9 protein-coding genes, 1 tRNA gene and 1 pseudogene are annotated in these 13,537 nt (G+C 72.3%); 5 read left to right on the top strand and 6 right to left on the bottom strand.

Annotated elements, in window-relative coordinates; all coding sequences use genetic code 11:
* The first annotated feature begins 88 nt into the window (after window positions 1-88).
* From H488_RS22565 to H488_RS37820, 5 genes are all read left to right on the top strand, one after another.
* Window positions 89-856 carry a hypothetical protein gene (locus H488_RS22565; RefSeq protein WP_150110285.1) on the top strand — a complete coding sequence of 256 codons (768 nt, stop codon included), beginning with the start codon at window positions 89-91 and terminating at the stop codon, window positions 854-856.
* A 62-nt stretch (window positions 857-918) separates the two neighbouring features.
* Window positions 919-991, top strand: a tRNA-Gln gene (locus H488_RS22560).
* A gap of 142 nt (window positions 992-1,133) precedes the next feature.
* A complete protein-coding gene (gene glmU / locus H488_RS22555) occupies window positions 1,134-2,705 on the top strand; it encodes a bifunctional UDP-N-acetylglucosamine diphosphorylase/glucosamine-1-phosphate N-acetyltransferase GlmU (RefSeq protein ID WP_017832366.1) in 1,572 nt (523 codons plus the stop codon).
* A gap of 2 nt (window positions 2,706-2,707) precedes the next feature.
* Complete coding sequence (locus H488_RS22550) at window positions 2,708-3,691, top strand: ribose-phosphate diphosphokinase (protein ID WP_017832365.1); 984 nt, start codon at window positions 2,708-2,710, stop codon at window positions 3,689-3,691.
* Between the two features lie 179 nt (window positions 3,692-3,870).
* Complete coding sequence (locus H488_RS37820; protein WP_017832364.1) at window positions 3,871-4,899, top strand: chitinase; 1,029 nt, start codon at window positions 3,871-3,873, stop codon at window positions 4,897-4,899.
* Here the strand turns inward: H488_RS37820 and H488_RS37815 are convergent.
* The 6 genes and pseudogenes from H488_RS37815 to H488_RS22525 all read right to left on the bottom strand — a co-directional run bounded on the left by H488_RS37815 (window position 4,865) and on the right by H488_RS22525 (window position 13,495).
* Window positions 4,865-5,791 carry an acyltransferase family protein gene (locus tag H488_RS37815; RefSeq protein ID WP_017832363.1) on the bottom strand — a complete coding sequence of 309 codons (927 nt, stop codon included), beginning with the start codon at window positions 5,789-5,791 and terminating at the stop codon, window positions 4,865-4,867. The two genes, H488_RS37820 and H488_RS37815, sit on opposite strands and share 35 nt — an antisense overlap.
* A 184-nt stretch (window positions 5,792-5,975) precedes the next feature.
* Window positions 5,976-6,311, bottom strand: a pseudogene (locus H488_RS38485) (acyltransferase family protein); the annotation flags it as partial.
* Window positions 6,298-8,676 (bottom strand): bifunctional polysaccharide deacetylase/glycosyltransferase family 2 protein, encoded by a 2,379-nt coding sequence (locus H488_RS22540; protein ID WP_150110284.1) that lies wholly within the window; start codon window positions 8,674-8,676, stop codon window positions 6,298-6,300. The pseudogene H488_RS38485 and the gene H488_RS22540, both read right to left, overlap by 14 nt.
* A gap of 526 nt (window positions 8,677-9,202) precedes the next feature.
* A complete protein-coding gene (locus H488_RS22535; protein WP_017832361.1) occupies window positions 9,203-10,366 on the bottom strand; it encodes a CAP domain-containing protein in 1,164 nt (387 codons plus the stop codon).
* The gene (locus tag H488_RS37810; protein WP_031282431.1) at window positions 10,363-12,258 is read right to left on the bottom strand and encodes a GH25 family lysozyme; all 1,896 of its coding nucleotides are present in this window, start codon (window positions 12,256-12,258) and stop codon (window positions 10,363-10,365) included. Before H488_RS37810 ends, H488_RS22535 begins: the two co-directional genes overlap by 4 nt.
* 292 nt (window positions 12,259-12,550) lie before the next feature.
* On the bottom strand, window positions 12,551-13,495 hold the full coding sequence (locus tag H488_RS22525) for a LysR family transcriptional regulator (RefSeq protein WP_017832359.1): 945 nt from the start codon (window positions 13,493-13,495) through the stop codon (window positions 12,551-12,553).
* Window positions 13,496-13,537 lie beyond the last annotated feature (42 nt).

Here is a 13,537-nt window from a genome sequence, read left to right as displayed (position 1 = left end):
GAGGGTGCGGAAATGGGGGCGGGGGAGGCACATGTGCGGACAGGAATTTCTCAGCGGCGGCTCAAGCTCGGGTGAGAGCATGGAGTGCATGGAGCAGAATCCGACGGAGCGATCCTCCGCGTCCCCGAGCACCCGTCCGCTGGGCACCAGGCTGGACGGGATCACGGACCTGGAGACCGCCGTCCGTGCCGTGACGGAGCACCCCGGACCCGTGGAGATCCCGGCGGGCCCCGGCCAGCTGGTCGGGCGCCACCTCGGCTCGGTGCCGCAGCGGCAGGTCGGGGAGGCGCTGCGCGGAGCCGGCGCCGACCCGCTGATGATGCGGGCGGACATCTCGATCGACGAGGACATCCCGGACGAGGGCGTCATCGCGGTCCTGGACGACCACCTCTCGCTGGCCGCCGGCGTGGGCGCCGAGTACCTCGTGGTGCCCCGGGCCGGGATGGGCGGGCGGGGGCGCAGCGAGGAGCGGATCTTCTCGATGCTGGCCGCCCTCGACGAGGCGGCCTCGGCCCACCAGGTGCACCTGCTCCTCGAGACGGAGGGCGCCACCGCGGACGAGGTGGAGCTGGTCGAGTACCTGGAGCGCGCCCGGGAGGCGGGGACCCTGGACGTGGACCCGCACTACGTGGCGTCCGTGGCCTGGAACGTGGCCGCGTCCTCCGCGGCGGGGGAGGGCCCGGCCGCCGCGTTCGAGCGGATGCGGCCCCTGCTGGACCGGGCGCCGCTGATCGTCTGCGGGGTGGACGAGGACACCGTGGAGGACCTGTTCGCCGCCGTCCCGGAGCTGCGGGAGGCCGCCGCCACGGCCCGGATCATCGTGATCCTGGGGCGCCCGGGAGCGGCGGGGGCCTGACCCCTGAGTGGTAGGGTGACTGCCTGTGCACTGCGTGCACCACTGCCGTTCCACGGCGGTGCTCCGCCTTGGTGTAATCGGCAGCACCCCGGCCTTTGGAGCCGTGGAGTCTAGGTTCGAGTCCTAGAGGCGGAACGTCCGCATCCCGCCCGAGAGCCCGGAAGCTCGAGATCCCCAGAGCCGAAGAGCCCACAAGCTAGTGAGACGGAACAGAGCCGGAGCCGGTGAGCCCACCGCCTCCTCTCTCAGATCGACGACCGAGGAGCTGCATCCCGCCGTGAGCACCCCCCAGACCCCTGCACATCGTCCGGGGGCGGCCGCCGGGCCCGCCGCCGTCATCGTCCTGGCCGCCGGCAAGGGCACGCGCATGAAGTCCAAGACCCCCAAGATCCTGCACCGGATCGGGGGTCGTTCCATGGTCGGGCACTGCCTGGTGGCCGCCCGGAGCCTGCACCCGCGCCGGCTGGCCGCCGTGGTGCGCTTCGAGCGGGACCTGGTGGCCCCGCACGTCCTCGAGCAGGACCCCGAGGCGATCGTCGTGGACCAGGACGAGGTGCCCGGCACGGGCCGCGCCGTCCAGGTGGCTGTGGAGACGCTCGACGCCCAGGAGCGGCTGGCCGGCACCGTGGTGGTCACCTACGGCGACGTCCCGCTGCTGACCCCGGAGGTCCTGCAGCGGCTGGTCGCCCACCACGAGGAGCGCGGCAACGCGGTCACCGTGCTGACTGCGGACCACGAGCAGCCCGGCGGCTACGGCCGGATCCTGCGGGACTCCGACGGCTCGTTCCGCGAGATCAAGGAGGCCAAGGACGCCACCGAGGCCGAGCTCGCGGTCGCCGAGATCAACTCCGGCATCTTCGCCTTCGACGCCGACGTGCTGCGCGACAGCCTCGCGAAGGTCACCTCGGACAACGCGCAGGGCGAGATGTACCTGACCGACGTCCCGCTGCTGGCCCGCGAGGCCGGCCACGCGGTGGACGCGCTGAAGATCGAGGACCGCTGGGAGGTCGAGGGCGCCAACGACCGCGTGCAGCTCGCCCAGCTCGGCGCCCACCTCAACCGCCGGATCCTCGAGGCGCACATGCGCAACGGCGTGACGGTCGTGGACCCCGCCAGCACCTGGATCGACGTGCAGGTGCGGATCGCCGCGGACGCCACGATCCTGCCGGGCACCCAGCTGCACGGGGGCACGCGGGTGGGCGAGGACGCCGTCGTCGGCCCGGACACCACTCTCACGGACGTGGAGGTCGGCCCGGGCGCCCACGTGGTGCGCACGCACGGCTCCGGCTCCGTGATCGGCCCCCGGGCCAGCGTGGGCCCCTTCGCCTACCTGCGCCCCGGCACGGTGCTCGCGGACGAGGGCAAGATCGGCACGTTCGTGGAGACCAAGAACTCCCGGATCGGCACCGGCTCGAAGGTCCCGCACCTGTCCTACGTGGGGGACGCCACGATCGGCGAGCACTCCAACATCGGGGCGGCCTCCGTGTTCGTCAACTACGACGGCGTGCGCAAGCACCGCACCGTGATCGGCGACCACGTCCGGATGGGCTCCGACAACATGTACGTGGCGCCCGTGCAGGTCGGGGACGGCGCCTACTCCGGGGCGGGCACCACGATCCGCAAGGACGTGCCGCCGGGGGCCCTGGCCCTCACCGAGGGCGCGCAGCGGGTCGTCGAGAACTGGGTCGTGGAGCACCGTCCCGGCACCGCTGCGGCCGAGGCCGCGTCCCGGGCCCTGGGCAACGGCGCCGCGACCGCGGCCGGGACCACCGAGCACTCCCAGGCCGGGACCGGCGCCGGCACCACGGCGCACGGCGCGGCCGGGGACACCACCGAGGAAAGCGAGTAGCAATGACCACTGCCATCACCAACGAGGGCGCCAAGCAGCTGGTCCTGGTCTCGGGACGGGCCCACCCCGAGCTCGCCGAGCGCATCGCCACGGAGCTGGGCACGGAGCTGATCCCCACGGACGCCTACGACTTCGCCAACGGGGAGACCTACGTGCGGTTCGGGGAGTCGGTGCGCGGCACGGACGCCTTCCTCATCCAGTCCCACCCGGCCCCGATCAACCAGTGGATCATGGAGCAGCTGCTCATGATCGACTCCCTGAAGCGGGCGTCCGCCAAGTCCATCACCGTGGTGTCCCCGTTCTACCCCTACGCCCGGCAGGACAAGAAGCACCGCGGCCGCGAGCCCATCTCGGCCCGCCTCATCTCGGACCTGTACAAGACCGCCGGCGCGGACCGGCTGATGTCCGTGGACCTGCACACCGCGCAGATCCAGGGCTTCTTCGACGGCCCGGTCGACCACCTGATGGCCATCCCGCTGCTGGCGGAGCACGTGCGCTCCGTCGTCGACGTCGAGAACGTCACCGTGGTCTCCCCGGACACCGGGCGCGTGCGCGTGGCGGAGCAGTGGACCGAGCTGCTGGGCGGCTGCCCGCTCGCCTTCGTGCACAAGACCCGCGACATCACCCGGCCGAACCAGGCCACCTCGAAGGAGGTCGTGGGGCAGATCGAGGGCCGCACCTGCGTGCTGATCGACGACATGATCGACACGGGCGGGACGATCTCCGGCGCCGTGCAGGTGCTGCGCGAGCGCGGCGCCAAGGACGTCATCATCGCCGCGACCCACGCCGTGTTCTCCGATCCCGCCGTGGAGCGGCTGTCCACGTGCGGCGCCCTCGAGGTGGTCGTCACGGACACCCTGCCCGTGCCCCCCGAGCACCAGTTCGAGAACCTCACGGTCCTCTCGATCGCCCCGCTCATCGCGCGCGCCATCCAGGAGGTCTTCGAGGACGGCTCCGTGACCAGCCTGTTCGACGGCAGGTCCTGACCCGCTCCCGGGAACGGTCGACGACGACGACGCAGCCCCTCGCCACCCGGCGGGGGGCTGCTCCGCCACCGGGGCCCTACAGCTGGGGCCTCCGCTGCGGAGCCCGGCACCGCAGGAACCACCGTCCCGGGCGGCACCGTCCGGGGAACCTTCGCGCCGACAAGGACAGCCCGCACCCCATGACCCGACGACGACACCGCCTCCTCGGCCCGCTGCTGCTGTGCGGCGCCGCCGGGCTGGTCCTCACCGGCTGCGGCCCCGACCTGCGCGAGCCCTGGTCCGGCGGCTACGTCAACACCACGTCCTACCCGTACTTCGACTTCGGGGCGGAGGCCGCGGGGCAGTCCCGCACGGTGCTGGGGTTCGTGGTGGCCGATCCCGAGGACCCCTGCACGCCCTCGTGGGGCGGCTACTACGGGCTGGACGAGGCGGAGGACGTGCTGCGGATGGAGGAGCAGATCGCGTCCCTCCGGGAGCAGGGCGGGGAGGTGGCGATCTCCTTCGGCGGCGCCGCCGGGGCCGAGCTGGCCACCGTGTGCACCGACCCGGACCGGCTGCTCGCGGCGTACCGGACGGTGCTCGAGCGCTACGACGTGGGCATCGCGGACTTCGACATCGAACTGGACGACCTCGAGGACCGGGAGGCCAACCACCGGCGGGCCGAGGTGCTGGTGCGCCTGCAGGAGGAGCGGGACGAGCCGCTCGAGGTGTGGGCCACGCTGCCGGTGGCCCCGCACGGTCTGGACCAGGACCCGGTGGAGGTCGTGGCACAGCTGCTCGCGGCGGAGGTGGACCTCGCCGGGGTCAACCTCATGACCATGAACTACAGCGAGAGCAAGCCTGCGGGGCAGTCGATGGCGGCGGCCTCGGAGGAGGCGGCCCGCTCGGCGCACGGCCAGCTCACCGCGCTGTGGGAGGCGGCCGGCCAGGACCTCTCCGCCGAGGAGGTGTGGAACCGGATCGGGCTCACCCCGATGATCGGGGTCAACGACGTCCCCGGGGAGGTCCTGGACCTGGACGCGGCCGCCGAGCTCGCCGGGTTCGCCCGGGAGCAGGGCGTGGGGCGGCTCTCCTACTGGTCGGTCAACCGGGACCGGCCGTGCACCGCGCAGGACGGGGACCCGGCCGAGGCCAACGACTTCTGCAGCGGCCTCGACGAGGAGGCCGGGGAGTTCACCCGGGTCCTCCGCGAGGGCTTCGCGGGCTGAGCTCCGCCGGCGGGGCCGGCTCCCGCACGGAACGGGGGTAGAGCCAGGACCGGCCGGCGAAGCCGGTGCCCGCGGCCCCCTGTCCAGCGGCCGCCTGTCCCGCGGCGGTGGCAGAAGGGGGACCAGGAGTGTGGGCAGGCACGGGAGCGGTGGCGGGGGCGGCCGCGGGCCGGACCGGCCACAGCCGCGGCCGCCGACCCGCGGCGAGGTCCTCCGCCCAGCCCACCGCGAGCACGACCACGGCGAGCAGCGGCCAGACCAGCACGAAGGACAGCCACGGGCTCGCCAGCAGCCCGGGCACGGCCGTGGCCAGGACGTCGCTCTCCCACAGCAGGTCGACGAGCAGGACGGCGCCGACCAGCAGGAGGTTGTGCCACAGGTAGACGGTCATCGCCCGGGCGTTGAGCAGGGTCACGGCCCCGTCCAGGAACCGCAGCGGCCGGGGCAGCTCCCGCCAGGCCGGGGAGACGCGCAGCAGCACGGCGCTGAAGCCGAAGGACCACAGGGCCTGGGCGAGAGGGATCTCGTTGAGGTCCCACCCCGCCTCGCCGCGGTGGCCGGCGGCCCACCAGAGGCCCAGGCCCATCACCGCGGGCCCCGCCGCGAGGACGGCGCCGCGGGGGAGGCGGCGCAGCATGCCGCTCTGGTGGGCGAAGCCCAGCAGCCAGCAGGAGCCGTAGGTCGCGAGGTCCGTCACCGGGGCGTCCGCCCAGGTGGGCAGCGGCACGAGCCCGAGGGCGAGCAGTCCGCCCAGGGCGAGCGGGGCGAGCAGCACCGGCCAGGGCCGGGCCCGGAACGCCCGCAGCAGCACGGGGGAGAGGAGCAGGAACCAGACGTAGGCCCGGACGTACCAGAGGATCTCCCCGGCCTGCACCGGCCAGGTGGGATCCACCGCCCCGGACCCGGCGCTCTCCGGGANCGAGCAGCACCGGCCAGGGCCGGGCCCGGAACGCCCGCAGCAGCACGGGGGAGAGGAGCAGGAACCAGACGTAGGCCCGGACGTACCAGAGGATCTCCCCGGCCTGCACCGGCCAGGTGGGATCCACCGCCCCGGACCCGGCGCTCTCCGGGAGGACCGGGTCCCCGACCGGGAGGAACCACAGGAGCACCTGCCCCCAGGACGCGTCGGTCCCCGGCGTCCAGCCCTGTGCCACGAGCAGCGCCAGGACCGTGGCGGCGTAGACCCACAGCGGCACCAGCACCCGCCGGGCCCGGGAGGCGAGGACCTTGCCCGCGGGCCGGCGCAGGGACCGGGCCATCAGGAAGCCGGCCAGCGCGAACATCACGCCCATCGCGGGGAACACGAGGCTGAAGGCGGCGCCGGCGAACGTGTGGTAGGCGACGACGCGGACCAGCGCGATCGACCGCAGCAGGTCGAGGTACCGGTCCCGGCCGGGCTCAGACCCGCTCACCGCGCCGGTCCTCCTGCCACGGAGCCTCGCCGCCGGCGGGATCCGCCACGGGGGTCAGGTCGATCACGCTGTTGGTGCGCTCGGGCTTGTACCAGCCGATCATCCGGCCCCGCAGCGCCTGGAGCAGGGAGGCGTAGAGGAGGTAGGCGCGCAGGGGCTCGTAGATGACCCGGTAGACGGGCACCACCAGCAGGTGGGTCCAGGACTCGCCGACCATGCGGATGGCGATCACGCAGATCACGGCGTGGATGGCCAGGACGAAGGCGGCGAAGGCGGCAATGGGCTGCCAGTTGCCGGCGGCCAGGTTGATCCCGGCCATGAGTACGGTCAGCGGCAGGAAGACCAGCGGGACGAGGGTGGCGAGCAGGGTGTAGGGCAGGGCCACCATCCCGAGGAACCCGTAGCGGGGGCGGAAGAGCATCCCGGCGTGCTTCCACAGGGCCTGGAGATTGCCGTAGGTCCAGCGCAGCCGCTGCTTGGCCAGGCCGCGCACGGTCATGGGGGCCTCGGTCCACGCCACGGCCCGGTTCTCCTGCACCACGGCCCAGCCCAGCTTCTGCAGGGTCATGGTGAGGTCGGCGTCCTCGGCGAGGGTGTCGTGGGAGTAGCCCCCGGCGGCCTGGAGGGCCTCCTTGCGCCAGGCGGCGCACGCCCCGGGGACGATGGAGATCGCCCCGGCCACGCCCTCGCCCATGCGGGTGACGCAGATCCCGGAGATGTACTCCAGGGACTGCCACATGGTCAGCAGCCCGGTGCGATTGCCGACCTTCACGTGCCCGGCCACGGCTCCGACCGGGCGCTTCGAGTCCTGGGCGTAGAAGTGGCGGGCGAACATCCGGACGGTCTGGGGCTCGAAGAGGGTGTCCCCGTCGAGGGTCACCACGATCTCGCCCCGGGCGGCCATGATCCCGTGGTTGGAGGCGATGGACTTCCCGCCGTTGGGCTGGGTGATGACCGTCAGCGCCGGCCAGGACGCGGCGTGCTCGCGCATGATCGCCAGGGTGCGGTCGGTGGAGCCGTCGTCGACGGCGATGACCTCGAGGTTCGGGTAGTCGCTGGCGCGCAGGGCGGCCAGGGTGCGGGCGATGACGGGCTCCTCGTTGAACACCGGCAGGATGACCGAGACCAGGGGCAGCCGGTCCTCGGGGAGCTCGGGCCAGGCCCGGCGGGTCTGGCGGCGGTGGCCGATCAGGGCCAGCACCACGTAGAGGGCGGACATGAGGGTCAGGGACCCGATGCCGAACCAGAACAGCCACGTCATGACCACGTCCGGGGCCACGGTCAGTCCGGCCACGGCCAGGGCGGTGGCGTCGTCGGCGAGCACGGGCTCGGTGTCCGCCGCCGGCAGATAGCCCTCGGGGATGATGGGGGCCAGCGTCGAGAAGGTGTAGCCCTGCGCCTTGGCCTCGGTGATCAGCTCCTTGAGCGCGGCCACGGTGGCGGTGCGGTCCCCGCCGCCGTCGTGCATCAGCACGATGTGACCCTCGCCGTCGAGCGCGGGCAGGTCCACGGTCTCCCCGGGCACGGCCTCCCAGTCGTGGGTGTCGTAGTCGAAGTCCACGTGCAGGTAGCCCAGCTGCTGGGCCTCGAGGATGGGCAGGGCCTTGTTGTCCGGGTCGCCGGTGGGCAGGCGGAACAGGTGGGTCGCGTAGCTGCCGACCGAGCGCATGGCGCGGTCGGTGCCGATCAGCTCCTCGCGGTTGCGCAGGTCGTCGTCCCAGGCGGTGGTGTGGGTCATGGTGTGGTTGCCCACCATGTGCCCCTCCCGGACGATCCGGCGGAAGAGCTCCGGCTGCCCGACCACGTTGGTGCCCACGCTGAAGAACGTGGCGGGCACGCCCTCGGCCGAGAGCACGTCGAGGATCTCACCGGTGTAGGTGGCGTCGGGGCCGTCGTCGAAGGTCAGCATGAGCTGCTTCTCCGGCAGCTCCCCGAAGCGCTCCATGACGTAGGGGCTGTCCCCCACGAGCTCCCGCTCCTCGTCGGTGAGCACCCGGAACACGTCCTCGCTGAACGGGCTGCGCAGCACCGTCCCGGCCTCCGTCTCCTCGACGAGCCCGATCCGGCTGAACGGGTTGGACGCGTCCCCGAGCAGCGGGATGTTCTCCTGGTCCCCGGTGGCGATCAGCTCCCGCGGATAGCCGCTCTCCTGGTGCAGCGGCCGCTCCCAGGGCTGGGCGAGCGCCTGCGGGACGATCCAGGACACGGCGCCGGCCGCGAGGGCCAGGAGCACCACGAGGGTGGCGAGGATGCGGTACCAGCGCTTGCCGCTGGGGTCGAAGAACACCGGCGGCGCGGCGCTGCTGCCGGTCCGCTCCGCGCGTCGGCGGTGCGGTGGTCGTCGGTCGTTGTCGGATGCTGCCACGGCGTGCTCGTTCCCCCGGTCGGCGGTCCGTCCCCTCGACGGACCGGCCGGCGCATCCCCCCGGACGGGCCGACCGGGCCAGCCTGCCAAGCCCTGACCCGTCTGTCACAAGTGCAAACAGGTTGCACAGGCAGCACATCTCATCGCTGTGCATGCAAGTGCGAGTGCAAACGACTGCCATCGCGGCACCTGAAGTTACGGGGTGGTACTTAATGAACGAAAACATCCGCCGATCGGGGGACGGGCGCGGCCGGACTCGTCCCCCCAAGTGGTGACACGGGAATCCACACATTCACAGATTCGCAACAGGAAACACAGCTCGATCCCGTCCTGCCTGTGAAGCGCACCACATCCTGACGTGGCCGGATGTGATCGCCCGCCCTCGTGCGGGGGACAACCGCGGCGAGCCGGTGCCCGGCCCCCGCTCGGGGGACACCGGCACCGGGACCGGGGACAAGAACGCCGGCCGGGGACGGCAGAACGCCCGGCCGGAGAATCCGGCCGGGCGTTCAGCGGGTGGGGAGGGTCAGCGGGTGACCCAGGTCCGCTTCGTGATCGAGGACCAGTGCACGGTGTAGCCGTTCGAGAACCGCTGGCGCACCTCGGAGCCGTACCGGTACTCGTCGGTGCTCGGGTAGCCGTAGCCCCGCTCGTAGCCGGCGGACTTCCAGCGCTGGCCGATCGCGCTGTTCTCCTTCACGGCCTTCGCCCCGGTCCGGGGGCTCCAGAGGACCTTGTGCACGGTGGCCCCGCTGCGGAACACCTGGTAGGCGCCGCCGCCGGTGAGTCCGCCGCGCTCGGGGCTGCTCGGGTAGCCGTAGCCGCGCTCGTGCCCGGCGGCGGCGAACTTCTGGCCGATGGCGCTGTTGAAGCGCACCGGCCAGGCGCCGGTGGGGGCGCTCCAGTAGAAGGTGGTGCTCCTGGCGAAGCTCTGCAGGGCGCCGCCGCCCACCAGGCCGCCGCGCTCGTTCATGGTGGGGGCGCCGAACACGGCGGCCCCGCCCAGCGCGCGGTACTGGTTGCCGATCCCGCCGCGCACCGTGTACCCGGCGGAGGTGATCGGGGCGGTGGGGGGCTTGGGTGCCGCGACCGTGCCCACCGTGGAGCGGGTGTCCGCGGGGGCCTGGCCGGCGGCATAGCCGTAGGAGTTCACGGTGCCGACCAGCTTCCAGCCCTGCTTGTTCCCGGACAGCTGCCCGTCCACGTAGGTCAGGCCGATGCCGATGACCGTCATCCTCGGGTCGGTCAGCACCTTGTTGTGCGCCTTCGAGCCCTTCCACCAGTTCATGAGCTCGGTGACGGTGCCCTGCCAGGACACGGAGTGGATCTCGCCGACGGCGTTCCAGTTCCCGGCGCGCTCGTCCTTCCAGAAGTCGTCGGTGTGGTCGATGACCTCCTCGCGGACCAGGCGGGTGGACTGCTCCTGGCCGATCTTGGAGAGCGTGGCCGAGTACTTGACCGGGGCGAGGCCCTTGGCCTTGCGGTGGGCGTTGATCAGGTCCAGCAGCCGCTGGGTGTCGGCCGAGCGGGTGCTCGTGGAGACGTTGACGATGTCCGAGGTCGCCGCGGCGGCGGGGGCCGCCGCGAGCATCCCGGTGGCGGGGACCGCCAGGGCGAGGGCCGCCGCGGTGAGCGCCAGGCGGCCGGTGGTGCGGGCGCGCGCGGGGGCGCGGTGCTTGGCGGTGTTCATCGGGTGGCCCAGGTCCTCTTCGTGGTGGTGGAGTAGTGCACGGTGAAGTTCTTGGAGAACTTCTGGCGGACCTCGGTGCCGTAGCGGTACTCGCCGGTGGTCGGGTAGCCGTAGCCGCGCTCGGAGCCGGCTGCCTTCCACTCCCGGCCGATCGCGCTGTTCTCCTTCACGGCGTGGGCGCCGGAGGCGGAGCTCCAGAGGATCTTGTGGACGTCGTTGCCGCGCCGGAACAGCTGGTAGGAGCCGCCGTTGACCAGGCCGCCGATCTCGGGGGTGGAGGGGTAGCCGTAGCCGCGCTCGTAGCCGCCGCGCTTCCACGCCGCGCCGATCCCGCTGGTCTCCCGGACGGGCTGGGCGCCGGTCGCCGGGCTCCACAGCACCTTGTTCACGGTGCCGCCGCTGCGGAACACCTGGTAGGCGCCGCCGCCGGTGAGTCCGGTGATCTCGCGGGTGGACGGGTAGCCGAAGCCGTTCTCGTAGCGGTTCGCCGTGAACTTCCGGCCGATGGCGCCGTTGAAGTTGACGGGCCACGCCCCGGTGGGGGAGCTCCAGTAGAAGGTGGAGTTCTTGGAGAACCGCTGGTACACGCCGCCGTTGACCAGGCCGCCGCGCTCGTTCATGGTCGGGGTGCCGAAGACGGAGGACCCGCCGAGGGCCCGGTACTGGTTGCCGATGCCGCCCTTGACCACGTAGCCGGCGGGGGACACCTGCGTGGGGGTCCCGGTCGGGGTGCCTGCCGGTGCCTTGCCGCCCATCGGCTTGTAGTAGCGGTTGCGCACCAGGTCCTGGAGCTGTGCGGTGCTGCCGCGGAAGACGTTGGCGTCGATCCGCTCGGTGAAGCCGTCGTCGGTGTACTGCCAGAAGTCGTAGGTGGACCAGGCACTGGGCACCCGGGGAGCCGTGGTCTCGTAGGCGGCGATGTGCATGGGGTGGTCGTTGAACGCACTGGTGTTGCCGGTGCAGTCCTGCCACCAGTAGTAGTTCGTGTAGATGGCCGGCACGCGCCCGGTGCGGGTCTTGTACCGGTTGGAGAAGTCGCGGATCCAGCTGACCATCTCGGACTGGCTGAAGTTGTAGCAGTGGTTGCCGTAGAGCGAGCGGTAGGGGTTGTCCTCCAGGTCCAGCAGGCCGGGCAGGGTCCGGCCGTCCGCGGACCAGCCGCCGCCGTTGTTGATGAAGTAGTCCGCCTGCTTCGCGCCCGAGGAGTCCCGGGTGGGGATCGCGAAGTGGTACCCGCCGCGGTGCATGCCCACGGCACCCGCCCCGGCGTACTGCTGCTGGAACAGGCTGTTGCGGATGCTGTCGCCCTCGGAGGTCTTGACGTAGGCGAAGCGCGAGCCCTGGTTCCACAGGCTGGACCAGTTCAGGGACGGCTGCCAGTTGGAGACGTCGGTGCCCTTGATGCCGCTGGGGGCCCAGGACGCGGCGGCGCCGAGGGACTCGGCCGACGCGACCCCCGCGACGGCCTCCTCCGCGGTGTCGCCGTCCGCCGCGCCGGCAGCGGCGCCGGCGTCGTCGTCGGTGTCCGTGGCTCCGGAGAGCTCCTCCGCGGTGCGGGCGGAGGACGCGGCCATCTGCTCGAAGTGGTTCTCGGACTTGGCCCACTGGCCCATCACGGCGCCGCCGTGGGGGTCGCCCGCGGCCGGCTGCGTGCCGGCGCGCGCCGGGTCGGGGAGGACGGCCTCGCCGGTGGTCGCGTCCACCAGGGTGGAGACGATCTCGCCGTCGGACTCCACGACCTTGGAGACCAGGTTGCCCTGCCGCTCCTCGGAGAGGGTGGTCGATCGGGTGGTGGCGGCCTCTTCCAGGGCCGCGACCGGGGTCAGTGTGGTGATGGCCAGCACCGCCGCCGTGAGGGCGGCAGGCAGCGTCAGTCGGGGGGGTGCTTTCACGCTGGAACGCCTAACTCGCATGGATCGTTGGGGGAACGACTCGTGCAAGGCCATCGGGATGGGGGGAAGATCCTCAGAGCCACGACGAGTATAAAGGCGCGTTTGCATAAACAATCAATAACGATGGGCCGTGTTACGCACCCGTACCTCTCTGGCCGTAGTGATTCTGTCCGCTGGGTGCGTTGCGGGGGCCGCGCGCCGGGGAACGTCGACGACGGACCCGGCGCGCTCTGCGGCCGTCGGCGGCGCGGACCCCGGTGGGCAGGAGAAGACCCGGCTCAGGTCTCGGGCGTCAGCGGACGGTGCGGTCCCCGGGCCGGATCCACCGCACCCCGGGCAGCCGCTCCGGGTGCGCTCCGAGGTGCTGGTCCACCACGTCCACCCACGCCCGGACCGCGGGGGAGAGCGGGCGGTCCCGGTGGTGGACCAGGGTGATGGTGCGGGAGCGCTCCGGGACCAGGCGCACGAAGGACAGGCCGGCGAAGCGCATGAGCGGCAGGACGAAGCCCGGGACCGGGGCCACGCCCAGGCCGGAGGCGGCCAGCCCGGCGATGGCGGCGACGTTCTGGGCCCGCACGATGGTCGCGGGGGAGACCTCGGCGTCCCGCAGGGCGCGGCCGACGGCCTGCTGGATGCTGGAGGCCGGGCCGAAGGCGATCAGCGGCTCCGTCTCCAGGTCGCTCCAGTCCACGGTCCGCGCCTCGGCCCACCGGTGGTCGGGGTGCACGGCGAGGAAGAAGCTGTCCTCGGCGATGGGGCGGACCACGTAGTCTTCGCCGTCCTCCGGGTCGGTGGTGAGCGCCAGGTCGGCTCGGCCGCTCTGCAGGTCCTCGGCGACCTGGTCGCTGAGGTTGTCCTCGACGTGCAGGACCACGTCCGGGTGCAGCTCCTGGTAGCGGCGGATCACCGGGGGCAGCAGGGTGGCCGCGAGGGAGGGCAGCGTGGCGATGGTGATGCTGCCCCGGGTGCCGGCCAGGTAGCCCTCGATGTGCTCGAGGCCGGTGTCCACGTGCTCGATCACCCCGCGGGCCACGGCGACGACCGCCTCGCCGTCGGCAGTCAGTGCCACCCGCCGCGTGCTGCGCTGGAACAGCGGGGTGCGCAGCCGTCGCTCCGCCTCGAGGACGGTGCGGCTGAGCGAGGACTGGGCCACTCCGAGCCGGGCGGCGGCCACCGTGAAGCTGCGGTGGTCGGCGACGGCCACGACGGCCCGCAGGTGGTGGACCCCCAGATTCATGCTCACAGCTCATGAGTCTATCGCCGAATGATGTTGGACTGC

This window comes from Kocuria sp. UCD-OTCP (assembly GCF_000349605.1).
GTDB lineage: Bacteria > Actinomycetota > Actinomycetes > Actinomycetales > Micrococcaceae > Kocuria > Kocuria rosea.
The sequence above is the reverse complement of the archived record's forward strand: the minus strand, read 5'-3'. Positions and strand labels throughout refer to the sequence as shown.

What these genes read in the sequence shown, in the direction of transcription:
- H488_RS22550 (WP_017832365.1), top strand. Translation starts at nt 2,708, where the DNA reads ATGACCACTGCCATCACCAACGAGGGCGCCAAGCAGCTGGTCCTGGTC.
- H488_RS22535 (WP_017832361.1), bottom strand. Translation starts at nt 10,366, where the DNA reads ATGAACACCGCCAAGCACCGCGCCCCCGCGCGCGCCCGCACCACCGGC.
- H488_RS37820 (WP_017832364.1), top strand. Translation starts at nt 3,871, where the DNA reads ATGACCCGACGACGACACCGCCTCCTCGGCCCGCTGCTGCTGTGCGGC.
- H488_RS22565 (WP_150110285.1), top strand. Translation starts at nt 89, where the DNA reads ATGGAGCAGAATCCGACGGAGCGATCCTCCGCGTCCCCGAGCACCCGT.
- H488_RS22525 (WP_017832359.1), bottom strand. Translation starts at nt 13,495, where the DNA reads ATGAATCTGGGGGTCCACCACCTGCGGGCCGTCGTGGCCGTCGCCGAC.